Origin of the sequence: Kiloniella majae (assembly GCF_002118315.1) — a bacterium.
Classification (GTDB): Bacteria; Pseudomonadota; Alphaproteobacteria; order Kiloniellales; family Kiloniellaceae; genus Kiloniella; species Kiloniella majae.
Genome location: NZ_MTSZ01000002.1, coordinates 390,456 through 416,233, shown reverse-complemented (window position 1 = coordinate 416,233; position 25,778 = coordinate 390,456). Strand labels below are relative to the sequence as shown.

General features: G+C 45.8%; 19 protein-coding genes. 7 read left to right on the top strand and 12 right to left on the bottom strand.

Translation table 11 applies throughout. From position 1 onward, the window contains the following. Both lpdA and BKB51_RS08055 read left to right on the top strand, forming a co-directional pair. Entirely contained in the window at positions 1-1,395 is a 1,395-nt protein-coding gene (lpdA, locus tag BKB51_RS08060; protein ID WP_085900575.1) for a dihydrolipoyl dehydrogenase, read from the top strand. Between the two features lie 226 nt (positions 1,396-1,621). Further along, entirely contained in the window at positions 1,622-3,127 is a 1,506-nt protein-coding gene (locus BKB51_RS08055) for an FMN-binding glutamate synthase family protein (RefSeq protein ID WP_085900574.1), read from the top strand. Positions 3,128-3,131: 4 nt separating this feature from the next. Here BKB51_RS08055 and BKB51_RS08050 read toward each other — a convergent pair whose 3' ends face one another. From BKB51_RS08050 to BKB51_RS08030, 5 genes are all read right to left on the bottom strand, one after another. Continuing rightward, positions 3,132-3,869, bottom strand: coding sequence for a FadR/GntR family transcriptional regulator (locus BKB51_RS08050; protein WP_085900573.1), 738 nt, complete (start codon positions 3,867-3,869; stop codon positions 3,132-3,134). Between the two features lie 37 nt (positions 3,870-3,906). Beyond that, positions 3,907-4,734, bottom strand: coding sequence for a sulfite exporter TauE/SafE family protein (locus tag BKB51_RS08045; RefSeq protein WP_085900572.1), 828 nt, complete (start codon positions 4,732-4,734; stop codon positions 3,907-3,909). Positions 4,735-4,793: 59 nt separating this feature from the next. Next, on the bottom strand, positions 4,794-6,488 hold the full coding sequence (locus BKB51_RS08040) for a tripartite tricarboxylate transporter permease (RefSeq protein ID WP_085900571.1): 1,695 nt from the start codon (positions 6,486-6,488) through the stop codon (positions 4,794-4,796). Positions 6,489-6,491: 3 nt separating this feature from the next. Further along, positions 6,492-6,992 carry a tripartite tricarboxylate transporter TctB family protein gene (locus tag BKB51_RS08035; RefSeq protein WP_198946678.1) on the bottom strand — a complete coding sequence of 167 codons (501 nt, stop codon included), beginning with the start codon at positions 6,990-6,992 and terminating at the stop codon, positions 6,492-6,494. A gap of 115 nt (positions 6,993-7,107) precedes the next feature. Next, complete coding sequence (locus BKB51_RS08030; RefSeq protein ID WP_198946677.1) at positions 7,108-8,094, bottom strand: Bug family tripartite tricarboxylate transporter substrate binding protein; 987 nt, start codon at positions 8,092-8,094, stop codon at positions 7,108-7,110. A gap of 218 nt (positions 8,095-8,312) precedes the next feature. Between BKB51_RS08030 and BKB51_RS08025 the strand changes: the two genes are divergently transcribed. Beyond that, positions 8,313-10,124 (top strand): gamma-glutamyltransferase family protein, encoded by a 1,812-nt coding sequence (locus BKB51_RS08025; RefSeq protein WP_085900570.1) that lies wholly within the window; start codon positions 8,313-8,315, stop codon positions 10,122-10,124. Positions 10,125-10,154: 30 nt separating this feature from the next. Here the strand turns inward: BKB51_RS08025 and BKB51_RS08020 are convergent, their stop codons facing one another. After that, positions 10,155-10,934 (bottom strand): substrate-binding periplasmic protein, encoded by a 780-nt coding sequence (locus BKB51_RS08020; protein WP_158090177.1) that lies wholly within the window; start codon positions 10,932-10,934, stop codon positions 10,155-10,157. Between the two features lie 263 nt (positions 10,935-11,197). Further along, positions 11,198-13,717 carry a GcvT family protein gene (locus BKB51_RS08015; RefSeq protein ID WP_085900568.1) on the bottom strand — a complete coding sequence of 840 codons (2,520 nt, stop codon included), beginning with the start codon at positions 13,715-13,717 and terminating at the stop codon, positions 11,198-11,200. A gap of 514 nt (positions 13,718-14,231) precedes the next feature. Here BKB51_RS08015 and BKB51_RS08010 point away from each other — a divergent pair. Together BKB51_RS08010 and BKB51_RS08005 are read left to right on the top strand one after the other, a co-directional pair. Next, positions 14,232-15,800, top strand: a complete 1,569-nt coding sequence (locus BKB51_RS08010; RefSeq protein WP_218043985.1) for a trimethylamine methyltransferase family protein — start codon at positions 14,232-14,234, stop codon at positions 15,798-15,800. Positions 15,801-16,087: 287 nt separating this feature from the next. After that, complete coding sequence (locus BKB51_RS08005; RefSeq protein ID WP_085900566.1) at positions 16,088-17,080, top strand: GlxA family transcriptional regulator; 993 nt, start codon at positions 16,088-16,090, stop codon at positions 17,078-17,080. Positions 17,081-17,164: 84 nt separating this feature from the next. Here BKB51_RS08005 and BKB51_RS08000 read toward each other — a convergent pair whose 3' ends face one another. Then, on the bottom strand, positions 17,165-17,491 hold the full coding sequence (locus tag BKB51_RS08000) for a PilZ domain-containing protein (protein ID WP_085900565.1): 327 nt from the start codon (positions 17,489-17,491) through the stop codon (positions 17,165-17,167). Positions 17,492-17,683: 192 nt separating this feature from the next. Between BKB51_RS08000 and BKB51_RS07995 the strand changes: the two genes are divergently transcribed. Beyond that, the gene (locus tag BKB51_RS07995; RefSeq protein WP_085900564.1) at positions 17,684-18,136 is read left to right on the top strand and encodes a hypothetical protein; all 453 of its coding nucleotides are present in this window, start codon (positions 17,684-17,686) and stop codon (positions 18,134-18,136) included. Between the two features lie 2 nt (positions 18,137-18,138). Here BKB51_RS07995 and pdxR read toward each other — a convergent pair whose 3' ends face one another. Then, positions 18,139-19,599, bottom strand: a complete 1,461-nt coding sequence (pdxR, locus tag BKB51_RS07990) for a MocR-like pyridoxine biosynthesis transcription factor PdxR (RefSeq protein WP_085900563.1) — start codon at positions 19,597-19,599, stop codon at positions 18,139-18,141. Positions 19,600-19,986: 387 nt separating this feature from the next. Here pdxR and BKB51_RS07985 point away from each other — a divergent pair, with 387 nt between their 5' ends. Beyond that, the gene (locus BKB51_RS07985; protein WP_085900562.1) at positions 19,987-21,486 is read left to right on the top strand and encodes a CoA-acylating methylmalonate-semialdehyde dehydrogenase; all 1,500 of its coding nucleotides are present in this window, start codon (positions 19,987-19,989) and stop codon (positions 21,484-21,486) included. A gap of 76 nt (positions 21,487-21,562) precedes the next feature. On the opposite strand, the gene BKB51_RS07980 is transcribed toward BKB51_RS07985, so the two are convergent. The 3 genes from BKB51_RS07980 to BKB51_RS07970 form a co-directional block, all read right to left on the bottom strand. Next, a complete protein-coding gene (locus BKB51_RS07980; protein ID WP_085900561.1) occupies positions 21,563-23,623 on the bottom strand; it encodes a methyl-accepting chemotaxis protein in 2,061 nt (686 codons plus the stop codon). 158 nt (positions 23,624-23,781) lie between these two features. Then, complete coding sequence (locus BKB51_RS07975; RefSeq protein WP_085900560.1) at positions 23,782-24,255, bottom strand: GNAT family N-acetyltransferase; 474 nt, start codon at positions 24,253-24,255, stop codon at positions 23,782-23,784. A 54-nt stretch (positions 24,256-24,309) separates the two neighbouring features. Further along, a complete protein-coding gene (locus BKB51_RS07970) occupies positions 24,310-25,755 on the bottom strand; it encodes an FAD-binding oxidoreductase (RefSeq protein ID WP_085900559.1) in 1,446 nt (481 codons plus the stop codon). Positions 25,756-25,778: the final 23 nt, after the last annotated feature.

The following is a 25,778-nucleotide window of genomic DNA, read 5'->3' as shown; positions in this document are numbered from 1 at the left end:
GTGAAGGAAATTAAAACAAAGCTTCTGGTTATCGGCGCTGGTCCTGGTGGATATATCTGTGCCATTCGTGCGGGACAACTGGGGATAGATACTGTTGTTATTGAAGCGGGAAAACCCGGTGGAACCTGTTTGAATGTGGGCTGTATTCCGTCAAAAGCTCTGATCCATGCAGCCGAAGAGTTCGATAAAGTTGCTCATTTGTCCGGGGAGAATGCGCTCGGAATTTCGACGACAAAACCCTCTATTGATCTTGCTCAGACAATGGAATGGAAAGATGGCATTGTTAGCCGTCTGAATTCAGGCGTTGCCGGGCTTCTGAAAAAGCACGGGGTTAAGACTGTTGAAGGTTGGGCCAAATTTCGGGATGGGAAAACTGTTGAGGTCGCCACACCGACTGGTCCACAGATCATTCGCGCTGAATACGTCGTAATTGCAACAGGTTCCAAGCCAGTAGAACTGCCTTTCTTGCCTTTCGGCGATAAGGTTATTTCATCGACGGAGGCCCTGTCGCTAACCGAAGTACCTGAAAAACTGGCTGTTGTTGGCGGCGGGTATATCGGGTTGGAGCTCGGGATTGCCTATGCAAAACTTGGGGCGAAAGTTACAGTTGTTGAGGCCGCAAAATCTATTTTGCCACAGTATGACAAGGATCTGGTACGTCCGGTTGTCAAGCGGTTAAGCAGTCTTGGTATCAAGGTCATGACCAATGCCAAAGCCAAAGGGCTTTCGACAAAAGGCAATTCCTTGCTTGTTGAGAATAGTGCGGGCACAGACGTAAAGGTTACAGCAGATAAAATTCTGGTTACTGTCGGTCGTAAACCTGTAACTGAAGGTTGGGGTCTGGAAGAGATCGATTTGCGTATGGATGGACCTTTCATTCATATCAACGATAAATGCGAAACCTCTATGCGGCGAACCTATGCGATAGGTGATGTTACGGGAGAACCAATGCTTGCCCACCGTGCCATGGCACAGGGGGAAATGGTTGCTGAAATCATTGCCGGGGAAAAGCGCGTTTGGGATAAAGTTTGTATTCCTGCGGTTTGCTTTACCGATCCGGAAATCGTAACGGCTGGGCTTTCCCCGACAGAAGCCAAAAAATTGGGGCATGAGATTAAAACGGACCTCTTCCCGTTTCAGGCCAATGGTCGTGCCATGTCTGCGGAACGTGAAGAAGGATTTGTACGTATTGTTGCCCGGGCCGATAATCATCTGGTCCTTGGTATTCAGGCGGTTGGCGCCGGTGTATCCGAAATGTCCGCAGGTTTTGCGCTCGCCCTTGAAATGGGGGCGCGTCTGGAAGACATCGCCGGAACAATCCACGCCCATCCAACACAAAGCGAAGCCTTTCAAGAGGCTGCCCTTAAAACCTTGGGGCATGCATTGCATATTTAGTCATGATTTGAACATCTCTATGTTAAAAGAGGAGTTATAAGAAATACTCGAAATAAAAGCGTTGGTTTTCCAGCGCTTTTATTTTTTGTCAGAACCCGTCGAGCAGGGGGAAGGATGAAGACAAAATCTATACAGTCACAAACAGCTACTTTTCTTGTGACTGGCTTTTAAGAGAGTTTTCCTATTATAGTTTGTTAAATGAAAATGATAATGGGGAGAGATTTTAATGGAACAGATACCTGATTTTGTTGTTACTTTTCTGGAACTTCTCTCTTTTCTTTTTATAACGGCTGTCGGGGCCGGGTTTCTGTGGCTGATTTACGCCTACATCACTGATGTAACGCAGACTGAGAGTACGCTGCGCCGAAACTATCCGGTTATTGCACGTTTTCGCTATTTCTTTGAGCATTTGGGGGAATTCTTTCGCCAGTATTTCTTTGCCTTGGACCGTGAAGAAATGCCCTTTAACCGTGCTGAAAGATCCTGGGTCTATCGCGCGGCTAAAAATGTTGATTCCACCGTGGCGTTTGGATCTACCCGTGATCTCAGACCTGCGGGAACGGTTTTCTTTGTGAATTGCCCTTTCCCAACCCAGGAAGAGGACGCTATCGAACCCGGTAACGTGATCATTGGCCCTTACTGTCAGCAACCATATGAAACAGATAGTATTTTTAACATTTCTGGGATGAGCTATGGGGCGATTTCTATTCCGGCTGTGCAGGCTTTATCAAAAGGGGCCAAGAAGGCTGGTATCTGGTTGAATACAGGTGAGGGCGGCTTGTCGCCTTATCACCTGGAAGGTGGGGCCGATATTGTCTTTCAGATTGGAACCGCCAAGTTCGGTGTTCGCAAACCCGAAGGCGGTTTTGATGAAGACAAACTCCGGGAAATTGCGGCGCATGATCAGGTTAAAATGTTTGAGCTAAAACTTTCTCAAGGGGCCAAACCAGGTAAGGGAGGTATTTTGCCGGGGGAAAAGGTTACCGAAGAAATTTCCAAAATTCGTGGTATTCCAATCGGTCAATCTGCCATCAGTCCAAATCGTCATCCAGAGGTTAAATGCGAGAGTGATCTTTTGGATATGCTTGCCTATATCCGCGATACCACGGGCAAACCGGTTGGTTTCAAGATGGTCGTCGGCGCTTATGGGTTTTTTGATAACCTGTGTGAAGAAATTAAAAAACGAGGCATTGAAAGCGCCCCTGATTTTATCACAATTGATAGTGCTGATGGGGGAACAGGCGCAGCCCCAATGAGTTTGATCGACAATATGGGTGTTCCTCTGCGGGAAAGCTTACCTCATGTGGTCGATACCCTGATCAAGCATGGGCTGCGTGATCGTATTAAAGTCTGTGCCAGTGGCAAGATGATTAACCCGTCTGATGTGGCATGGGCCTATTGTGCCGGGGCCGATTTTGTAAATTCAGCACGTGGGTTTATGTTTGCGCTTGGGTGTATTCAGGCGTTGCAGTGCAACAAGAACACCTGTCCGACCGGTGTGACCACCCATAACAAGAAACTACAGTTTGGCCTGGACCCGGAAACGAAATCAGTTCGTGTTGCCAGTTATGCAAAGAACATGCGCAAAGAAGTCGGAACTATCGCCCATAGCTGTGGTGCGGCAGATGCGCGTGCATTAAAACGCTATCATGCCCGTATTGTTCTTGATACAGGTCGAAGTGTATCAATGGACGAGCTTTATCCTGATCCACAAAAAGAAGCTGCAGAATAAAAGTCTATGGAGTATCGGGGGAAACAGCGTGTTTTATATCGTTGATATGATCTCGCATTGCTTCTGCTGCTGCAACGGGATCGTGTGCTTGCAAAGCCTTTAGGATGCGGCAATGGCCAGTGATGGAGGCAACGCGTCGCTCATCGCTTTGATGACCTTCGGTTCGGGATGGGTCCATTGATGCACTGATCTTGTCCATCAAATCAGATAGCAGTGCATTGCCCGTTGCCTTGGCGATGAGCGCATGAAAATTTCGATCAATTTTTTGCAGTTCACTTAGATCTTCTGTTGTCATCTGCGTCCGGAGAAGCTGATCCATTTCCTCTAATTGTTCCGGCAGGATCATCTCTGCTGCAAGAGCAGCTATCTGAGGTTCCATTAACTCGCGAAGCTGAAAGACTTCGAATAGACGACGGGCGTCGCCAGATACCAGTGAAGATAGTGCGCGGGTTAACTCTTCTCGTGAGGAAGATCTTATGTAGTTGCCGCTTCCACGCTTTGGGGCCAGGACACCTTGTTCCTGTAGGACACGGATGGCTTCACGGACGGAATGGCGTGAGACTGCAAACAAGTCAGATAGACGTCGTTCGGAAGGAAGAGCATCACCGGGGCCCATGTCTTCATCGTTGATCAGTTTTTTGATCTTGGCAATAACATCTTCATAGGCCCGTACCGTTGAAGCTGAATTATCGTTCGTTTCAGTTTCTTGCTCTAACGTCGCGGACTGACTTTGGTCTATCATGCTTGCTCTCCCATTACTGCCTTCTAAGGCAGCCTTCTTATGTTAGCAAGTCATGTATCATGCGCAAGCTTGTGATGAAGAGGAAAAAAGCAAAGGACAGGCGAAGTAACTTTGGCGGAATTGCATGGGCAATTTTTGCGCCGATAGGGGCGAAGAAACCAGACGTTGGAATGATCAGGGCGAAACCAATCAGGTTGACATAACCAAGAGAGAAATCCGGTCTGCCTGGTAGTCCCAAACCGAAGTAGATATACCCAAGAAAACCTGGAACCGCGATGATAAGTCCGATAGCAGAAGCCGTCGCAACAGCTTTGCGAATGGGGTAATTGAAAAGGGTGAGAATAGGCACTGACAAGGTTCCGCCGCCAATACCCATCAGGACAGAAATACCGCCGATGAAAACCCCTATAAGCTGTTTAAAGGGAGAGCCGGGTAGTTGATCAGAAATATGTGTACCATCAGGACGGAAAGCCATATTCAAGGCTACGATTAAGGCGATAACCGCAAAGACAGCGATCAAGGCTTCGGACCCGATATTTCCACCAACGACAACGCCAATCAAAACACCGATTGCGATGGCGGGGCCCCAGCTTTTAAGCAAGTCTGTATCAACAGCACCTTTATTATAGTGAGATCGGGCAGAGGCAAAGCCCGTAATAAGAATAGTCGCTAAGGACGTTCCAACTGCGGTATGCATTCGGACAGATTCATCAACGCCAATAAGGCTGAAGAGGTGATATAGGACCGGGACAATAACAATTCCGCCGCCAACGCCTAACAGACCGGCGATAAGCCCGGCAACGACACCTGTTGCCAATAAGACAACTGCCAATACAAGCAGATCTGTTGATAGGAGTGCATCCATTTATATAAAGCCTGACTACAAAGATTTGGTAAAAGTTAGTGAATGAGTGTTATCTCAGCTTAGGTTTTCTTTTCATTAAGGTTTTTATCTTTTTTTGACCTTATTTTTTCCAGCTTATTTTTCTTCCAGGTTTTCCAAAAAATGAATAATGCTGCGAATATCAATCCCACGGCAAGGATGGGGCGAATAGAACCTTGCATCAGGAACAAAGGTAAAGCCAAACCAGTCATCGCAAAAGGTATGAAATAAGATGCCCATTGTCGTTTTAATTTGATCGCCTCTTGATACCAGGGAAAGCTGAAGGAAAATATAGCCAGAATTAGAAAGAAGAGGGACCATGGTCTGCTGAGGAACAGGGTCATATCATCGCTGATGGAAAGGGCTCTGGACAGATTGAGTTCGGCAATTTGCCCAAGGACAACACCAAGGATCATCGGGGCAAGTGGAAAGCCGAGTTTACGAAGCGTATATCCGACAACACCAAAACCAAGCATAACCCACATATCAAACTGTACATTATGAAGAGAAAAAACACCGATGGAGCAATAGGCCAAAATAATGGCGGCCAGAATGTACATGGGTGATCTTGTCGCGAATAAAAATAATCGTAAGGTCAGGGCCTGAGTGCCAACCATCATGAAATGGGCGAGGAAAAAAGCGATGAAAACAGAGTAGGCGAGAACCGGTTGGTCTGAGATAAAAGAAGGTCCGGGAACAATATCATGGATCATCAAGGCCCCAATCATGACAGCAGTCACGACATCTCCGGGTATCCCGAGGGCCATCATAGTAATAAGTGATCCCCCAGCGGTTGCATTGTTTGCGGCTTCGGGGGCAATAATCCCGTCGGGATCACCACTGCCAAATGTATTGTCATCCGGGGCTGCTTTCTTGGCTTGATCATAGGCAAGAATGTTTGAAATTGAGCTGCCAGCTGCGGGTAAGACCCCGGTAAATACACCGATTAAGCTGGATCGAATAAGGTTTCCCCAACGGGCAAAAATCATTTTGATGGCTTGTCGATGTTCTATGCGGGCTGCGGACATGGATTTTTCTAGCAGCGGACGCCGGGCTTGTTTGCTGTCTTCGATATCACTGAGTAGTTGGCTAAAGGCAAAAAGGCCGATGAGGACAGGAAGAAAGGCAAAACCCTGTAACAAAGGATCCCATCCGAAATCAAAACGTGCCATGCCATTGATGGGGTCTTCGCCCGCGGTGGCAAAAAACAGACCGAGAATGCCTGCAATCATACCTTTTAAAAGCGCTTTGCCCGAGAGGCTGGCAGTGATTGTCAGCGAGAAGAGAATGAGTGAGAAATAATCCCAGGGACCAAATTCCAACCCAAGAACAGCAAGCTGTGGGGCTAGGGCAACGAGCAATATGGCGCTGATGATGCCTCCAAAAAAGGAAGACCAGACACCAAGGCCAAGGGCGAGACCGGGTTTTCCGTTGCGTGCCATGGGAAAACCATCAAAGGTCGTGGCAACAGATGACGGTGTTCCAGGAATGCCCGTTAACATACCGGACATCAAGCCACCAGAGAGCCCACCGACAAAAACGCCGATCATTGTCGCGACACCCTGAGTAGCAGACATGCCAAAGGTAAAGGGAAGGGTGAGTACAACGCCCATCGCAATGGTGAAGCCTGGTATTGCGCCCGTTAACAGGCCTGCAATGACGCCGATGCCCATGAGAAGAAGAGTGTTGGGGTCGAATAAAATATTGTTACTGGCTTGAAGAATAATGTCCCACATAGTTTACACCTGCCATGCCGCAAAAATTTCACCTGCGGGCAGATGAACCCGAAGACTGTAGGTAAAGATCAACCACATCAGGCCAACCGAAATAATGGCGACAATTGAATGCAGAATGATGTTTTTTCTGGTGAACTCGCCAAGAACTGTTAGCTGTGAAAACACAAAAAGCATGCCGCCAATGAGCATCCCAATGTAATCAAGGCTGAATAGAAACAGGAAAAAGAGCGCAAAGCACCAAACTGCATTTTTATACTTTGACCAGAAACCTAAGTGAGCAGCTGCATCTTCAGAAGGTGCTTCTGGATTTTTCAGGGATTTCAGAGACCTGATTAAGTAAAGTGCACTTAATCCACTGAGAAGAATAAGTAAAAAGCGAGGCCAGGTTTCAGGCTTCAAGCCAGGATATCCCAGGTCTCGAATATCATAGCTGGCCCATAACATAACACTACAGAACATGAGCAAAAAGATAGCTACACAGAGATCTTGTCTGGCTCTGATCATCGGAAACTCCAGAATAAAAAGCGCGCTGACCTCTGACATTTTACGAAACGGGAGAAGGTCAGCGCGAGTAAGTTGATTAAGACCGGAAGCTCAAATGGTCTTAAAACAACAAGACTTAACGTTTGTAAGCACCAATTTTCTTGGCAATATCCAACCATTTGTCATACGTCGTTTGCATATGATCGGTGTAAGTAGCTGCGTTTTTGTACACAATATCGGTCCCTGTTTTGTTCAGTGACTCATTCAAGGAAGGATCTTGTGCCGCTTTCTCAAAAATAGCTTGGTAATGGGCAATGATGTCAGGTGATGTGCCTTTTGGGAGCATAACACCACGCTCTACGCCAAAGACAACATTGATGCCTTGATCCTTGGCTGTTTTTACGCCGGGGGTCTCTGTCATTTCCTTATCACCCATGACAGCCAGAGCTTTCATATCACCTGCTTCAAGATATTTAGTCGCCGCTGTCAGGTTGATTTCACCAATTTCGATATTCTTTGCTAAAAGGGCGGTGATACGTTCTTTTGTACCATCATAAGAAACGTGTCTGAACTTTACCCCTGCCGCATCTTCGATCAGAAGGAAAAGAAATTGACTGACTGATCCAAAGGTACCGCCCGCAGTGATTTCTTCCGGGCGTTTTTTTGCATCGGCAATCAGCTCTTCAAGGTTGTTATAAGACGTGTCTGAAGCCGCACCGACGAAGGAAGCCGTTCTGGTCAACAAGCTAACAGGTTCAAAAGCATCCCACGTGAAGTCTATGCGACCTGTGAAGTAGCTGGTAATTGCGGATTGATGGATGGCAATCAAAGTACAACCGTCTGCTTTGGCACGGTGAGCTTCTTTGGTACCCTTGTTGCCGCCCTGACCCGGAATGTTGATTACTTGTAGCTGTGGTTTGGCTCCGGATTTGTTGGCAGCTTCGGCAAATTTACGAAAAACAACATCTGTGCCACCGCCGGCTTTCCACGGTACAATAAGCTTCGCTGTGTCGCAGGAAATCTCGGCCGCATTTGCTGATGCTGTAAGAGATTGTGATGCCAACCCTATTGCCGCGGTTGCCAACAAAGCGGCAGCCCCTGATTTTAATGAAATCTTGAACATGAAGTTCCCTCCCCAGAGAAAGATTTTAGATAAGAAAATTTTTGATACCTGAGTAAAATTAACTGGTTTAACCAAATTATATTGGTTGTACCAATTATCGGCATGATCTATGTTCACTGTCAAGTTATGTTGTTTTGATACCTTGGTGCGGGATCTAGTGATTTGTTTTTGCTAGATATCTGTATTAGGGGAATCTATTTGATTTAGGAGATTAGGTTATGAGCGAATTCACCACGCGCCCTGAAATTGTGGGAACCTTTGGTGTTGTTACATCTACCCATTGGCTGGCAACCGCGGCGGGTATGGGAATACTGGAACGAGGTGGGAACGCTTATGATGCTGCCGTTGCGACAGGCTTTGCTTTACAAGTGGTTGAGCCACATTTGAACGGGCCGGGGGGGGAAGTTCCGATTATTGTCGCCCCGGAAAATGGGCCAGTGAAAGTGATAAACGGTCAGGGACCTGCACCTCAAAAGGCAACATTGGAAGCATACAAAGCCTTGGATTTATCTATTGTGCCCGGGTCGGGGATGCTTTCTGCGGTTGTGCCAGGGGCTTTTGATGCCTGGATGCTGATGTTGCTCGATTACGGAACCATGTCGTTGCGTGATGTTCTGTCCTACGCAATCAATTATGCACGTGATGGCTATTCCATCGTTCCAAATATTGCTCATACAATAAATCGAGTGAAAACGCTTTTTGAGGACGAATGGACATCGTCGGCTGATATCTATCTTAAAGATGGAAAAGTGCCGGAAGCAGGGAAGCTTTTTAAGAACCCTGAAATGGCTGATATGTATGACCGTATTGTTTCTGAGGCTGAAACAGTTTCGGATAACCGGGAAGGACAAATCGAGGCGGCTCGAAAAATCTGGTCAGAGGGTTTTGTTGCACAGGCAATTTCGGATTTCTGTGAGACGGCAGAGGTTATGGATACAACGGGACGTCGTCACAAAGCTTTGCTGAGCAAAGATGATTTGACAGGTTGGGCAGCCTCTTATGAAGAGCCGCTCACGTTTGATTATCAGGGTTATACGGTCTGTAAGACTGCAGCGTGGGGACAGGGGCCAGTTTTCTTGCAACAACTGGCTTTGTTAAAAGGCTTTGATTTGGATGCTCTGGATGAAAAATCACCAGAGTTTGTGCATCTGGTTACAGAGAGTGCAAAACTGGCTTTTGCAGATCGGGAAGCTTTTTATGGTGATCCTGATTTTGTTGATGTTCCTATGGATGTCCTGCTTTCGGATGTTTATAACGATGAGCGTCGAAAACTTATCACGGATCAGGCCTCTCTAGAAATCAGGCCGGGAGCTATTCCGGGCAAGGGAGGAAATGTGGTTGTCCGGATCAAGGGAACCACAGACGAAGGCAAAGACAATAAAGATATTGGCGAACCGACTGTCGCACGTTTTGATGACGAACCGACACCGGATGATAAAGGTGGCGCAAAGGGGGATACCTGCCATCTTGATATTATTGATCGCTGGGGGAATATGGTTTCTGCGACACCAAGTGGTGGCTGGTTACAATCTTCTCCTATCGTTCCGGGGTTGGGATTCTGCCTGACAAACCGGGCACAGATGTTCTGGCTGGATGAAAGATCTCCGGCCTGTATCGCACCAGGAAAGCTACCGAGAACAACTTTAACGCCATCTCTCGCTTTGAAAGATGGTGTGCCCTACATGGCCTTTGGGACACCAGGGGGAGATCAGCAGGATCAATGGTCTCTACATTTTTTTCTGCGTCATGTTCATTTCGGGTTGAATCTGCAAGAAGCGATTGATGCGCCTGCTTTTCAGACGGCACATTTCCCAAGTTCCTTCTACCCACGTGAGTGTGATCCCGGAAACTTAGCTCTTGAGGGGCGCTTTCCGGCTGAAACAATCGATGAATTGAAACGTCGAGGACACAAGGTTGTCATCGAACCGGACTGGTCCTTGGGACGTATGGCTGCGGCTTCGAAAGAAAAAGGGTTGTTAAAAGCTGCGGCTAACCCCCGGTTTATGCAAGGTTATGCCGCCGGGCGGTAATTAATTTTGATAAAGGACGGCTGATTTATTTCAGGATGAATCGCCAGCAGGTCCCGGAGGAACGTCTAGTTCTGGTTCTGTTCGGGATCTTGCTCCCTTTTCAGGGAAGGCATCTTGAAGATTGTTCTGTTCAATAATCCTCCTGATTGTTCCTGCTTTTATCATCTTGGTGACTTCGGTATTAAACCTGGTGAGAATTTCCAATCCTTTAGGGTGTTTTTTCCCAACCATTAAATAGTAATGCAGAGTCTGGATCGGCGGACCAAAATACTCCAGCTCCTGTCGCCAAGCAGGAAATTCGGTATTGATAAGATGTGTGCCAACAATACTGGTAAAGGGCGCGATATCAATGCGCTTGTTATAAAGCATCCGGATAACAGTACTTGGATTGTTGAGTTCAACTTTATTCAAGTAGTCAGCGTTATCAAATTCATTCCCGCTTGATGTCCCGCGTACATAACCAATGCGATAGCCCTCAAGATCCTTTAGGGATTGAAAGTTTATATCCGCATCTTTGCGCTTCAAGAACAAGACAGGGGTAATGAGATAAGGTGTACTGTAGTCGTATATTTGGGCGCGTTTGTCATTGTAATAAGCTGCAACGATTGCATCGCTTTTGACTGTTTCGACCTCGAATAAGGCCCTTTTCCAGGGAATTGTCTTAACAACAGGATTGTAGTTTGCGTTGCGGAGTGCCGTACTGACGATGACCGTGGCTAGGGCTTCACCTTCAAGGTTTTCAGATGTAATCGGTGGCCAGGGGTCCTGAGCTAATGTGATATTCTCTGCGGCACTCGGAAAAGAGATCAATAAGACGCAGCATAAAATTAAGATTTTCAGTTGAAGCAATATTGAAATTCCACTCATTTGGGAGGAACAGCACTACTTGATAAGGTGTAACAATCTTAGGTTGCTCATGTTAAATTATTACTAATTTTAGGAGTTGAGCATCAGTTGGATTATTATTAATCCATTTTGAAGATGATCTTTTAATCTGTGTTTATGGCAAGGCACAAAAAAGCCGCAGAGTTGAGATATCTCTGCGGCTTTTTTTATTTAAGCGTCAGCCGGTACTATTCGACATTACGCAAGATTTTGTTTTCTGGATCGTATGGTGATTCTTCAACAACAGTCGCTTTGAAGAGGTTACCGAGAATATAGACTTCCAGTTCGGTGCCAATTTCAGCCAGGTCTGGACGAACCATTGCTAGAGCAATTGATTTGCCTGTACGGAAACCAAAACCACCAGATGTCACACGACCAACCATTTCATCGTTGAGGTAAATTGGTTCAGAACCGCGGGCATCACAGTCAGTTACACCATGAACTTCCATGGTGACGAACTGGTTTTCAAAACCGCGCTCTTTCCAATCTGCCAGTGCCTGTTTACCGATGAAATCATCTTCTTTGTCTAGACGAACAAAACGATCAAGACCGGTCTCAAGCGCTGAGTATTCGATGGACATTTCTGTCGGGATCAAGCGGTAGGATTTTTCCAGACGCATGGAATCCATTGCACGGATACCAAATGGTTTCAGGCCAAATTCTGCACCAGCTTCCATGAGAACATCAAAGAGATAGTTCTGCATTTCAATTGGGTGGTGAAGCTCCCAGCCGTACTCCCCAACAAAGTTAACACGTGCAGCAGTCACTGGCGCAATGCCAACTGAGATCTGCTGAGCGGTCAGCCATGGGAAAGCTTTGTTAGAGAAGTCTGCGTCAGATAGTTTTTCCATCAAGAGGCGGGATTTTGGTCCGGCAATAATGAAAACACCTTGCTGAGTTGTGATCTTCTCTAGTTCAACAGAACCATCAGTTGGCTTAAGTTTAGTTAGATAATCCCAATCGTGACGCTCCTGAGCACCTGCAGATACGAGGTAGTAGCTCTGCTTGCCTGTTTTCAGGATCGTGAACTCAGCGCGAACACCGCCGTGGAGGGTCAACATGTGTGTTAACGCCATACGGCCGATCTTTTTAGGGATTTTGTTGGCAACCAGGCTGCTTAACCAAGCTTCCGCACCACGACCTTTAACGATGAACTTGGAGAAAGCTGACATGTCAAGAAGGCCAACGTTTTCCATAACGTTTTTACATTCGTTTCCAACGTGCTCGAAGTAGTTGGAGCGACGGAAAGACCATTTCTCTACGGGAAGTTTTCCTTCATCAGCAGGAGCGTGGTTTTCACGTGTGATTGTGTCATCCTGGTTCAGGTCTTCTTCGGTCAGGCCATAACCTTCTGGTGCGAACCAGTTTGGACGTTCCCAGCCAAAGATTGTTCCCATAACGGCGCCGTGTTCTTTCATGCGGTCATAAGAAGGGGAGCGCTTTAAACCACGGGCTGCTGGACGAGATTCGTCTGGATAGTGAACAGTGAAAACATTTGCGTAGGCTTCTTCGTTTTTCTCTTTCAAGAAACCACGACCCGCGTAAGGGCCGAAACGACGTGGGTCAACGCCTGACATATCAATTGTTGGCTCGCCGTCTACGATCCATTCTGCCAACTGCCAGCCAGCACCACCGGTTGCTGTAATACCGAAGGAGTGACCTTCGTTAAGCCAGAAGTTCTTTAGGCCCCATGCCGGACCAATAATTGGAGATCCGTCAGGTGTGTAAGCAATCGCGCCGTTGTAAACTTCTTTTATGCCAACTTCAGCAAAGGCAGGTACACGCTCAAAAGCGGTCTCGATGTATGGCATCAGACGCTCGAGCTCACCGTTGAACAGTTCGTACTTGGCATCAGGCGCTGGACCATCAACGTAGCAGCAAGGTGCGCCAACTTCGTATGGGCCAAGCAACAGACCACCAGCTTCTTCACGCATGTACCATGAAGAATCTGATTCACGAAGAACACCCATTTCTGGAAGGCCAGCAGCGTGACGTGCTTTAATATCCGGGTGAGGCTCAGTCACGATAAACTGGTGTTCAACTGGAATGACCGGAATGTCCAGTCCAACCATTTCACCTGTCTTGCGGGCAAAGTTACCGGTACATGAAATCACGTGTTCACAAGAGATATCGCCCTTGTCAGTTTGAACAATCCAGCTGTCATCATCTTGCTGTTCCATGCCCAGAACGGTTGTGTGCTGGTGAATTTCAGCGCCGTTGTTACGGGCACCCTTTGCAAGAGCCTGTGTCAGTTCAGCTGGCTGTACGTATCCGTCTTCTACGTGCTGTATCGCACCAAGAACACCGTCGGTGTTACAAAGAGGCCAAATTTCCTTGAGTTCTTCAATGGAAAGCCATTTAACATCAACACCAAGAGTTTTAGCCACACCAACGTAGTATCTGTATTCGTCCATACGATCCTGTGTACGGGCCAGACGAATGTTTGAAACCTGTTTTAGGCCAGAGTTCAGGCCGGTTTCTTCTTCCAGGCGCGAATAGAGATCTACAGAGTACTGGTGGATCTTACCGACCGAGTAACTCATGTTGAACAGAGGCAGCAGACCGGCAGCGTGCCAAGTGGAACCAGATGTCAGATCGTGACGCTCTAGCAGCGCAACATCTGACCAACCTTTTTTTGCCAAGTGGTAAAGTGTACCAACACCAACAGCACCACCACCGATAACGACGGCTTTGTAGTGAGATTTCATCGCCTGACTCCAAATTAATGCGACTAAATGTGCTTATGCACAGGGTCAAAGTTGTTTGTTATGTCTCGGCATTTCTTTGCGATATGGCAAAGTGCTTTATTACTTCATGTAGCGTAAAAGCGACCGATTACATCTGAACATGATGATGAGGAACAGTCCGTTAAACGTCCTATCGGTTTGCGTCACCACACTCGCAGTTTACGACATTAATGATCTTTTACGACACTTTTAACTTTAACAGAACTTGACCCTTTTGGGACAAAGAAAGTCGTTTTGTCTCAAGGTCGATAAATCCGACTCGCCTGTCTTGACATCTTAATAGAGGCACTCTGTTTAGTTATTTTTCAAAAGTGTGATTTAATAGGGGGAAAACTTAAGTCTGTTCTCAAGGTTTTTATTAGGGAAATAAGCTTGTTACCCCTCCTTGCCGCATTTGGTTTTTTGTCTGTCGCAATCTAGACAGAGCCAGATAAGCCAGAAGGGAATATTCGAGGTCTCTATGGGAGGGCAATTAATGAGTGATACAGAAAAAAGATCAGGTCGCGCCGGGCGCGCCGGTCGAGGTCGTAGTGGCGGTGGTGCCGCTTCACGACGTGCCGCCAGATCAGGTGGTTCTTCAGAGCAGCTGAAATATATTACACGCAACATTCCTTATTTTGAGACGCTGAATGAAGAAGCGCTTGAAATAATCGAATACAATGCGGAAACAGTTCTGGAAGAAATCGGGATTGAATTCCGGGATGATCCCGAAGCCCTTCAAATTCTGAAAGACAATGGCTGTGATGTTCAGGGCGAACGTGTACGTTTCCCTCGTGGTCTGGCCCGCCAATGGTGTGCACATGCACCAAGCGAGTTTACCCAGCACGCCCGTAACACAGAAAGATCTGTGGTTATTGGTGGTAAGAATACTGTTTTTGCTCCTGTATATGGTCCTCCCTTTGTCCGTGATCTCGACGGTGGTCGTCGGTATGCAACGATCGAAGATTTCCGGAACTTTGTGAAGCTGACATATTCTATGCCTGCTCTGCACCATTCTGGTGGGACAGTCTGTGAGCCAGTTGATATCCCTGTAAATAAACGTCATCTGGATATGTTGTATACCCACATGCGTTTTTCAGACAAACCTTATATGGGGTCTGTAACAGCACCGGAACGCGCGGAAGACTCTATTGCGATGTCTAAACTGGTTTTTGGCGATGATTTCGTTGAAAATAATACAGTTATGATCAGCTTGATCAACGCGAACTCACCGATGACCTTTGATGATACGATGCTGGGGGCGTTGAAAGTTTATGCCCGCCATATGCAGGCCTGTATTATCACACCTTTCATTCTTGCTGGTGCGATGGCGCCTGTAACCGCAGCTGGTGTGATGGCACAATCCCTTGCCGAAGGAATGGCCGGAATTGCTTTCGCGCAGATGGTTCGCAAAGGTGCCCCCGTTGTTATGGGCTCATTCGCCAGCTCCATTTCAATGCAGTCCGGTGCCCCGACATTTGGAACACCTGAGCCTGCATTGGTTCTTTATGGTATGGCACAGCTTGCACGCCGTCTTGGGGTGCCGTTCCGTTCTGGTGGATCGCTTTGTGGATCCAAAGTTCCCGATGCACAGGCTGCTTACGAGTCTGCGAATACAATTATTCCTACCTCTCTGGCTGGTGTGAACTTTACCCTTCATGCCGCAGGTTGGCTCGAGGGTGGTTTGATTTCATCCTACGAGAAGCTTGTGATGGATGCTGACCAGCTTGGCATGATGCAGCGTATGCTTGAAGGTTATGATATGACCGAGAACGGCCAGGCAATGGATGCTCTACGCGAAGTAGGTCCAGGTAACCACTTCCTTGGATGTGCCCATACTCAGGCAAATTTTGAGACTGCGTTCTATCGTTCAAACATTGCTGATAACAATTCTTTTGAGCAGTGGGAATCCGAAGGTTCTCTTGATGCCTATCAACGTGCGAATGCTGTTGTGAAGAAGACATTAGAGCAATATGTAGCACCGGATCTTGATGTATCAATTGATGAAGCCCTGAATGAGTTCATCATTAAGAAAAAAGATTCTATGCCGGATGCCTTTACGTAAGAAATCTGAATAGATCTTATCTGTTATGAAAAGGCGGCTTTTGCCGCCTTTTCCTTTGTTTGGAAGACAAAAGTAATATTAGGTTCTTGTTTACTTCAAAACTTTCTGATAATTGGCGTTTTAAAGAGTAAAATAAGCTCAGAATGAAATGGGTGTACATTTTAAGGTTCGCGCAAGAGAATAATGTTATGAATAATGGTATTCTGCGTTCTGGTGGTACTTAAACGCACTAACTAATAAATTGTATCTCCATATTGCGAACATGCGTGTCAGGTGAAAGTTTAGAGATGATTAGAAAAGCCCCGCAAGAATTGCCGCAGCGCATTGTTTTTTTCCTTGTGCCAAAATTCTCTCTTATTGCTTTTACGTCTGCGATAGAGCCGTTAAGACTTGCGAATAGGCAGGCAGGGAAAAAGCTTTATAGTTGGAACCTCGTCAGCGTTGATGATCAACCCGTTATATCGTCCTGTGGTATCCCGATTTCACCCGACATTAATCTTGATGAACTCGATAGTTTTCATGCTGCTGTCATTTGCAGTGGTGAAGACGCGCACAAGATTGAAGACAGGCGCATTCATTCTTGGTTACGCCGTATAGAACGCAAAGGCGTTGATATCGGTGCGCTTTGTACTGGGGCGCATATTCTGGCAAAAGCTGGATTGCTTGATGACTATAGCTGCACGATCCACTGGGAAAACTTGGCTGGATTTCTAGAAGATTTCCCGGAAATTGAGGTCACGCCTGAATTGTTCGAGATTGATCGCAACCGTTTTACCTGTGCTGGTGGAACCGCGTCGCTGGACATGATGCTCAATGTTATCTCTGCGCAACATGGACACGAATTGGCTGGGGTGGTTGCGAACCAGTTTATGCATGATCGTATTCGTGATGAGCATGATCAACAACGTATGTCGATGCCGGTTCGATTAGGTGTTAGGCATCCGAAGCTATTGGCGGTTATCAAGCTGATGGAAGAGAACTTGGAAGAGCCTCTGACACGTATTCAGCTTGCCAAAGATGCAGGGCTTTCAACCCGACAGCTCGAAAGACTATTTCGTAAATATCTGAGCCGCTCTCCTGCACGCTATTATCTTGAACTGAGATTAAACAAAGCACGCCTTCTTCTATTGCAGACAAATATGTCTGTTATCGATGTGGCCTTGGCATGTGGCTTTGTATCGGCGTCCCACTTTTCAAAATGTTATAGGGATTTCTTTGGCCGAACACCAAGGAAAGAACGTGGATTGCCTGGACTTCCCGGTGAAGAAGAGGACGTTTAGTTCTGTAAAAAACATGCATAAAAAAATCCTGCGAAGTTTTTCGCAGGATTTTTTTATGCATTCATTTCATTAATATTTGCGCACTTAACTTTTATTATCAAAAGGCTCAAAACAACTTTTTGGTAACAGAGGTTCAAGAACATTAGCAATGTCATGGGGCGCATCGGTGAAGTTTATCCCGACACTTGTGCCGTGATCCCAGGCAACGGAAACATTGAGGGCTGCTGATTGTGAGAAGCGGAGGGTTTCGATTATTTCGCCTGTTATCGGGTTATCAAACTCAAGCTTTGCCCCTGTTAAAGAGATATCCATAACGGCACAGTCTTTTTTGCGTAGATTACCGTCAACTCGCCCAGCCAGAACTACCTCTGCTCTAGGAAATATCCTGCGATCTTCAACTGATTCACTCATTGGCTGGATCTCCCTTACAGCAAATAATTTTTAATCATGGGTAACTGATTGTGATTAAAAAAACTTTAAACTTATTGTATCTCAACAACAAAATAATTTCATTCGCAATTTATGGTTAATTTTTGTCAAGAAATATTTAACGTAAATTTTAGATTTAATTTTCTAAAATAGGCCTGCTTGTAGGAGGCTTTTATGGTTGCTGTCGCACAATTGGGGGAAAGCTTCTCTGAGACGTTCAGGGAAGAAAGTTTGGTAAAGGCTAATGATGGTCTTTTGAGTATACCGGCTGGGTCCGGGCAAGGAGTTCATGCTTTGCAGGAAATGCTAGCTAATTCTGTTGCTTTTGAAAATACAGTACAGCCCGGTTCAGATGATTTGAACCAGTCTCTACGATCAATTGAAACTGCTTCATCGAAAATGTCTGACCTTTTTCTGGACGATGCTAATGATGGTCTTGCCGAGATTGACGTGACATCGACTGAAAGTGATGCTTATCGTCCAACGCCATTTCTTAATCAGGGAATGCTTTCTTTTTATATGCATTCTGTTGAAACAGCACAGGATGAAGATATGATCCCGATGCCGGAATTGGTTGAAGATGAAGAGTATGATTTGGTTCCAACAGTAGGGCTGACACTTCATTAAGTTTAATTAAGCTCATTCAGAGATGAGCAAAGCTGCTTCAAGCCATGATCAATTGAAGCGCGTTCAATTGCTGTGTAACCAAGGCGAAAATAATGTTTTGGGGGAATAGCGTCAAAGTAGTAAATTGCACCAGGTTCCAGCACCACTCCTTTTTTGAGTGCCCTCTGCAAAAGCTCTTTACTGTCCAAATCTTGAGAGCCCTCTACCCAAAAACTGGATCCACCTGATGATTTCTGGAAATTGAGCCCAATTTTTTCCAGCCCGTTTTTCATTTCTAGCCATCTATTTTTATATATTCGTCTTAATTTTTTCCGCAAGGCATCATGGTGTCCAAGTGCGAGGAACAACGCCATGGTTCGCTGATTGTTGGTCGGAGTGTGCCGATGCATGAGACGACCAAGTGCTCTTGCTTCATGAATAATTTCTTTTGAGGCGACGAGATAGCCAAGCCGTAATCCCGGAAAGAAAGACTTCGAGAGACTTCCGACATAAACAACACGTCCAGTGTTATCCAGTGATTTCAGGGCAGGGGTTGGAGAACTTTCAAAATTCAATTCAGGCTCATAATCATCTTCAATGATCAGCGTATTGTTGGTCGCAGCACGTTCGAGTAGTTCCTTTCTTCTTAGCAAAGGCATTGTGACGGTTGTGGGGAACTGGTGGCTTGGCGTGACCGCAAGGACGTTACAATTATCTATTTGCTGATCAGGAATTAAGCCATGATTGTCGAGTTTCAGGTACTGAATACGTGAACCGATTAATTGAATAATGTTCCGTAGATCCGGATAACCCGGGTTCTCCATACCAAACAGGGTGTTGTTGTTAAGGAAAAGTCGGGAAAGGATATAGAGGCTGTTTTGAGCACCTGCTGTTACCAGAATTTCCTCTTCACTTGCATGAATACCCCGTGTGGGTAGTAGTCTGGTTCTTATTTGTTCGATTAGAAATGGGTCATCTATTCCCAAACGATCCTCGGTCCAATCTGCCATCGCATTTACGCTTAATGCTTGTCGGGAACATTCTCTCCAGGCGGCTATCGGGAAAAGAGATTTATCGACCTGTGCTGTCACAAAGGGGTAGGGGTAATCACGCCAGTTTTGTGGCTTCTCAATATTTTGCTGGTGACTGGGCCGGTGCTTCATTTGTCGAAAAACAGGATCCGGTGGAGACGTTTTTTTTCGCTTGGGGGGCTGTTCCGGTATTAAAGGAAGCGTCAGGCGATCACTGACGTAGATACCACTCCGTTCTTTAGAGGTCAGGTATCCATCGTCGATTAGAGAGTTGTATGCTTGAGTAACTGTAATACGGGATACGCCAAGCTGTTCAGCCAACTTTCTGCTGGAAGGAACGGGTTTCCCGGCTGGTAAGCTCCCGCCGAGTATAGCAGAGACAAACTGTCTCCTGATTTGAAGTTGAAGAGATTCAGTACTTCCTTTGTCCAGAATAAAAAGACTTTCTGACATTACATGGAGTCCTTTGTCCGTCTCTTGGATTCAGCTTGACATTTGTTTAATTTAGAATATTTATTCCAAATAATTATTTTGTAGAATAAATGATGTTGCATTTGTGTTTACTACTGATCTCTAAGTCATCTTTTCGTGCGCAGGTGTAATAATCATTCACAGAAATATATACGATTTAGGGAGTAAAGATATATCTGGATATAGAGAATAGATAAAACTGGATATATGAACAAGAGAGCTCAAACTCTTAAATGCTCTCGAAGAATAAAAGTCATTTTTGCGAAAGCTATAAAGCGGAAATGCCAAAAACTCAAAATGACAAATATGAAACTAAAAACCTTGTTACAGCCAGAAAACAGCTGCAACTAGCAATGTGGGAGCAGGCTAATGAGCCAACAAATCGGACATTTTATTAACGGGCAAAAAGTTGTTGGAAACAGCGGTCGGTCTGCCAAGATTCACAATCCTGCTTTGGGGCAGGTTTCTGGTGAAGTGGCATTGGCTTCTGCTGACGAAGTTCGTGACGCGATTGCTGTCGCTGAAGCTGCGTTACCAGGTTGGGCAGCAACTCCGCCTCTAAGACGTGCACGGGTTATGTTCAAGTTCAAAGAGCTTATCGAACAGAACATGGATGAGTTGGCGGCAATGGTCAGTGCCGAACATGGTAAAGTTATCAGCGATGCCATTGGGTCAATTACCCGTGGTTTGGAAGTTGTCGAGTTTGCTTGTGGTATCCCGCACCTTCTGAAAGGCGAACATAGCGAAAATGTTGGCACAGGCGTCGATAGTCACTCTGCGCGTCAGCCTGTTGGTGTTTGCGCAGGGATTACACCGTTCAACTTTCCGGCGATGGTTCCCATGTGGATGTTCCCTATCGCAATTGCCTGCGGTAATACCTTTATCCTGAAGCCTTCTGAAAAAGATCCGTCTTGCCCTTTGCGTCTCGCTGAACTTTTGAAAGAGGCAGGATTACCGGATGGCGTACTTAACGTTGTAAACGGTGATAAAGAAGCGGTTGATACCTTGTTGGAAGATGAGCGCGTCAAAGCCGTCAGCTTTGTTGGGTCAACTCCGATTGCCGAGTATGTATATAAAACGGGTACAGCAAACGGGAAGCGTGTTCAGGCACTTGGCGGTGCAAAGAACCATATGGTTGTGATGCCGGATGCTGATATGGATCAGGCTGTAGATGCCCTGATGGGTGCAGCCTATGGGTCGGCTGGTGAGCGTTGCATGGCGATTTCTGTTGCGGTTGCTGTTGGTGATGAAGCTGCTGATACTCTTATTGAGAAGCTCGCACCAAAAGTTGAAGCCCTTAAAATTGCGCACTATGAAGTTTCTGATGCAGAAATGGGTGCTTTGATCTCTGCAGAGCATCTAGCTAAGGTTACTGGCTTTGTCGATGCTGGTGTGAATGAAGGCGCAAAGCTGGTTGTTGATGGTCGTGGTAAAAAACCGGAAGGCCTTGAAAACGGTTATTTCATCGGCGGATGTCTGTTTGATAACGTAACGTCGGATATGACGATCTACAAAGAAGAAATTTTCGGCCCGGTACTCGCCGTTGTTCGTGTAAATACCTTTGATGAGGCTGTTAAGCTGATTAACGATCACGAATATGGAAATGGTACTGCGATTTTTACCCGCGACGGAGATTCTGCGCGTGAATTCTCGCACAAGATTCAAATCGGCATGGTTGGTGTAAATGTGCCAATTCCTGTACCGATGGCCTTCCATTCTTTTGGTGGTTGGAAAAGATCTCTGTTTGGTGATCATTCCATGCATGGCCCGGAAGGTATTCGTTTCTACACCCGTCTGAAGACTGTAACGACCCGTTGGCCAACGGGCATTCGTAGTGGTGCTGAATTTATGATGCCGACTATGAAATAACATTGATTATTGTCATTAAAAAAGCCTCGGAGTTTTCTTAACTCTGAGGCTTTTTTGTTATAGGAGACTCTCTAAATTAGGCGGAGCGTACACCGTCGAGGAATTGATCAACGTCTTTTTCCAGATTGTCGGCTTTAGATTGCAAAATGCTTGCAAGTTCCAAAACCTTCTCGGCAGCACTTCCGGTTTCTTCTGTAGAATTCTTCACACGTTTTATGTTGTCACTGACGACGGATGTGCCATCGGCGGCAAGTTGGGCATTGCGTGTAATCTCGGTCGTAGCTGCTGATTGCTGTTCTACAGCAGCGGCAATGGCTGTGGATACTTCGGATATTTGATCGATTTGTTGAGAAACTGATTCATTGGTTTGAACCGCAGTTTCCGTGGTACTTTGAATGGCATTGATCTGTGTTGAAATATCTTCTGTAGCTTTTGCCGTTTGGTTGGCCAGATTTTTCACTTCATTAGCAACCACAGCGAAACCTTTACCTGCTTCTCCGGCTCTTGCGGCCTCGATAGTTGCGTTCAAGGCCAACAGATTGGTCTGTTCTGCGATCTCTTGAATGAGTTGAATGACTTCGCCAATACTTTGGGCTGAGTCGGATAGTCCTCTTAAAGTGGTTGTAGATTTTTCGGCGGCACCAACGGCATCTAGCGCAGACTGTTTGGCCTGGGATACCTGGTTCGAAATTTCATTTATGGAGCTTACAAGTTCTTGAGCTGCTGATGACATGGTCTCTACATTGGAAGCAGCATTTTCAGTGGATACCTCTGCTGAGGTTGACTCATCTCGCGCTGTGTTGGCCGTTGAAGACATAGTCTTGGCAGATCCCTCCAGCTCGCCTGATAGGCTAGAAAGGTCCTTAAGCGTTTCATTGATCGTATTATCAAAAACGCCAACCAGCGTTTCGATTTCAGCGGTTCTTTTTTCGCGCTTTTCACGGCTGATACGATCAGCCTTTTCCAGCTCTGTATTCCTGATTGCGTTTTCCTTGAACACCAGCACGGCTCTGGACATATCGGAAATTTCACAGCGTTGTTTTTCTAGCCCGGAAACCTCAACGCCGTTATCTCCCTTTGCGAGCTTTTGCATAACTTCGGTCAGGTGGGCAACAGGTCTTACAATGCTGCGCACGGTTGTAAGGACAATAAAAGCTGTGAGTGAGAGAAGGACGACAAGCGATATAGATACAATCAGAAAACGTGTCTGTTGATCTGTTTTGGTGGCGCTCGCTAAATCTATGAGATCACGTGCAAAATAATCCTCCATCAATTTGAAAAGCTCTAACCGGGCAGTAGCTTGTTCTATCCATCGAGATTCTTGTATGCCACCGGTATCACCAGATGAGAAACTTTTGAATGCAGCTTGTCGCATTTGGTTGACATCTTTAATGACTGGCCCGCTAATTGTTTTGTTGAAGTATGCGAATTCATCCGGACTTGCGAATTTACCAGCATCATTCAAATAGGCTGATTGTGATGCAATCATCTGAGAAAAACTTCTGTAGGAGCTGGGGGAAAAGCTACCACTTTGAAAGCCTTGTGCTCCAATGTGTCGTTCTCTGCTTGCGCGTTCTTTACCCTGTAAGAAAGAAGTGTACGCGGCAATCACTCGGGTAATATTTGCGTCATCACTGATGACGGCCATAACTTCGATTGTTGATAAAAGCCGAGCAATTGTACGCTGATAGTAACGTATAGCATGGCCCCTTTTCAGGGTTTGGTTCAAGACAGATTGTCGGTTGTTTTTGAGCTCGTTCAATGATTCCTGAACACGATCAATTTTCTTCATGAAAGAAGTTTCGTAAGCGTTTACGTCGAATGCTGCTAAGTTTTTTGTATATGCAGATAAAACAGTATCAGTCTTCTTGATTTGTTTTTTTAATGCAGAACTGAAAGTCTTTCCACTATTGCTCAAAAAGCTTGCTGAGAGATCACGTTCAGTCTGTAATTCATGGACGAAGTTGCCCAAACTCGGTGCCAGAATAGCAAGATCTTCAAGTTTTTGAGATGTGCCCAAAGCTTTTTGTTCTTTGACCAGATTATAACTGGAAAGAGTAAGTAGGGCTAAAATAGGGAGAAGGAGACAAAAAAGTATCCGTGTTCTAATTTTTTGATCACTTATGTAACGTAGCATACTTCACATCCAGGAAATTTTGGTAGCATTGCACTACCCTTATAGCGAGCTGTCTTGCGACTTTTCTATAAGTTAGAATGAAGTGATTAACGTTGTACCAACAAATCAGTTTTAATGATCAACTTTTTGTCATCGAATGATGAATTGGGTATAAAATCCTATGAAATATTATTTAATGATTTACCCATTTTATAGTTTGTTAAATACTGTCCGCGCAATAAAACATCCTGCTTTTGCCGAACTTGAAACCCTTTCCTTTCAAAGAATGGTCGCGCAGTAATACTTACTTCGGCATAGATTTCATCCAGTTTGAGGGTGTGTGCTTTTTGCTCGAGCTCTGACATTAACTTATGTCCGATACCAAGTCCCTGTTTCTCATGATGAACATAAAAACAATCGATGTGTCCATTTTGTTCAAGTTCGGCAAATCCTGAAATGCCACTCGCATCCTCGGCAACGAAAATAAAATAACTCTTTGTTCTTTCCTGCCATCGCTTTATATCGAAGTTTTCCGGCGCCCAGGCATTTACCTGTTCTTGAGAGTAATCCTGAATATTTACTTTGTGAATAGTATCATAGAACAGTTGAAACAGAGTAGCGGCGTCTTCTGGTTTATGGGGTCTGATAATCATAACTGTAACACTTGTTTTGGTGCGGGATTCATTAGCAGGAGGTGTTTACCGCTATTAGTTTGGTCTGATGAGCTTGCCGGGGTTCATGATGCCTTTGGGGTCCAAAGATTTTTTTATGTTTTTCATTAGCTGCATTTCCACAGGCGATTTGTAATGTTGGTTTTCATCTCGTTTTACACGACCTATGCCATGTTCCGCTGAAATTGATCCGTTAAAGTTATGTACGATGTCGTGCACAACTCTATTTACTTCTTCCCAGCGATCCAGGTAATCCTGTTTATCCATATCCAGAGGTTGGGAGAGGTTGTAGTGAATGTTGCCATCCCCTAAATGCCCAAAGGGGTGAGGTCTGATGCCGGGGATCATTTTCCGAACGGCTTCATTCGCTGCCTTGATAAAAGCGGGTACCGACGAGACTGGCACTGAAATATCATGTTTTATAGAACCGCCCTCTGCTTTTTGGCACAGCGTTATGTTTTCCCGGAGTAACCAAAAGCTATCTGACTGTGCCTTGCTTTGTGCCAAAACGCCGTCCTGTACCCAGTTTTTTTCAAAGGCTGTTTCCAGGTAGTTCTGAAAAAGAGCTTTAAGGTTAGAATCTGTAAGAGAAACTGAAGCTTCCATCAGGATGTACCAGTCGTATCGTCCCTCAATCGGATCAACCACACCCTGGCCATGTTTTAAAGAAAAATCTACACCGATCCGTGGTAAAAGTTCAAAAGATGTGAGAGCATCACCGAGCATCTCTTGCGCCTGATTAAGTAAGGGTAGGGCGGCATCGAGATCTGTAAGAGCCAATATGGCAGTTTGCTGTTCTTTCGGTTTGGGAAACAGTTGAAGAACTGCTGCGGTAATAATCCCGAGTGTTCCCTCTGACCCAATGTAGAGTTGCTTCAGGTCGTAACCTGTATTGTCTTTTTGCAAAGCTCTAAGGCCATTCCATATTTCCCCCGTAGGTGTCACGACTTCCAATCCCAATACCAATTGTCGTGTGTTTCCATAGCGGATGACATTAATACCACCGGCATTCGTCGCAATATTGCCGCCGATCTGACAACTGCCTTCTGCGCCCAGTGACAGAGGGAATAAACGATCGTGGTTATCAGCATGCTCTTGTATTGTCTGTAGAATACACCCCGCTTCCACAATCATGGTGTTATTTACGGGATCAATAGCCCGTATTTTGTTCAACCGGCTTGTATTAAGTACAATTGCATTATCACCAGCAAAGGGAATTCCGCCGCTTACAAGTCCGGTATGGCCGCCTTGAGGAACTATTCCGATACTATGTTCTGCACATAGTTTGACAACATCTGATACTTCTTGCGTTGTTTGGGGGGTAACAACCAAAGATGTTTCCCCGACAAAACGCCCCCGTTGCTCAACCATATAAGGCGCGATGTCATCATGGTTGGTAATTATTGCCTTGATGCCAATAGCTGTTTCCAAATCAGACAAGAACTTTTGCGGCAGCTTTGGAGAAATATTTTTGTCGGTCATTATTTTGACAGGATTTCTTGCAA

Excerpts from the sequence above, each read along its gene's own strand:
- BKB51_RS08055 (WP_085900574.1), top strand. The coding sequence starts at position 1,622 with ATGGAACAGATACCTGATTTTGTTGTTACTTTTCTGGAACTTCTCTCT.
- BKB51_RS08050 (WP_085900573.1), bottom strand. The coding sequence starts at position 3,869 with ATGATAGACCAAAGTCAGTCCGCGACGTTAGAGCAAGAAACTGAAACG.
- BKB51_RS08045 (WP_085900572.1), bottom strand. The coding sequence starts at position 4,734 with ATGGATGCACTCCTATCAACAGATCTGCTTGTATTGGCAGTTGTCTTA.
- BKB51_RS08040 (WP_085900571.1), bottom strand. The coding sequence starts at position 6,488 with ATGTGGGACATTATTCTTCAAGCCAGTAACAATATTTTATTCGACCCC.
- BKB51_RS08035 (WP_198946678.1), bottom strand. The coding sequence starts at position 6,992 with ATGATCAGAGCCAGACAAGATCTCTGTGTAGCTATCTTTTTGCTCATG.
- BKB51_RS08030 (WP_198946677.1), bottom strand. The coding sequence starts at position 8,094 with ATGTTCAAGATTTCATTAAAATCAGGGGCTGCCGCTTTGTTGGCAACC.
- BKB51_RS08025 (WP_085900570.1), top strand. The coding sequence starts at position 8,313 with ATGAGCGAATTCACCACGCGCCCTGAAATTGTGGGAACCTTTGGTGTT.
- BKB51_RS08015 (WP_085900568.1), bottom strand. The coding sequence starts at position 13,717 with ATGAAATCTCACTACAAAGCCGTCGTTATCGGTGGTGGTGCTGTTGGT.
- BKB51_RS08010 (WP_218043985.1), top strand. The coding sequence starts at position 14,232 with ATGAGTGATACAGAAAAAAGATCAGGTCGCGCCGGGCGCGCCGGTCGA.
- BKB51_RS08005 (WP_085900566.1), top strand. The coding sequence starts at position 16,088 with ATGATTAGAAAAGCCCCGCAAGAATTGCCGCAGCGCATTGTTTTTTTC.
- BKB51_RS08000 (WP_085900565.1), bottom strand. The coding sequence starts at position 17,491 with ATGAGTGAATCAGTTGAAGATCGCAGGATATTTCCTAGAGCAGAGGTA.
- BKB51_RS07995 (WP_085900564.1), top strand. The coding sequence starts at position 17,684 with ATGGTTGCTGTCGCACAATTGGGGGAAAGCTTCTCTGAGACGTTCAGG.
- pdxR (WP_085900563.1), bottom strand. The coding sequence starts at position 19,599 with ATGTCAGAAAGTCTTTTTATTCTGGACAAAGGAAGTACTGAATCTCTT.
- BKB51_RS07985 (WP_085900562.1), top strand. The coding sequence starts at position 19,987 with ATGAGCCAACAAATCGGACATTTTATTAACGGGCAAAAAGTTGTTGGA.
- BKB51_RS07980 (WP_085900561.1), bottom strand. The coding sequence starts at position 23,623 with ATGCTACGTTACATAAGTGATCAAAAAATTAGAACACGGATACTTTTT.
- BKB51_RS07975 (WP_085900560.1), bottom strand. The coding sequence starts at position 24,255 with ATGATTATCAGACCCCATAAACCAGAAGACGCCGCTACTCTGTTTCAA.
- BKB51_RS07970 (WP_085900559.1), bottom strand. The coding sequence starts at position 25,755 with ATGACCGACAAAAATATTTCTCCAAAGCTGCCGCAAAAGTTCTTGTCT.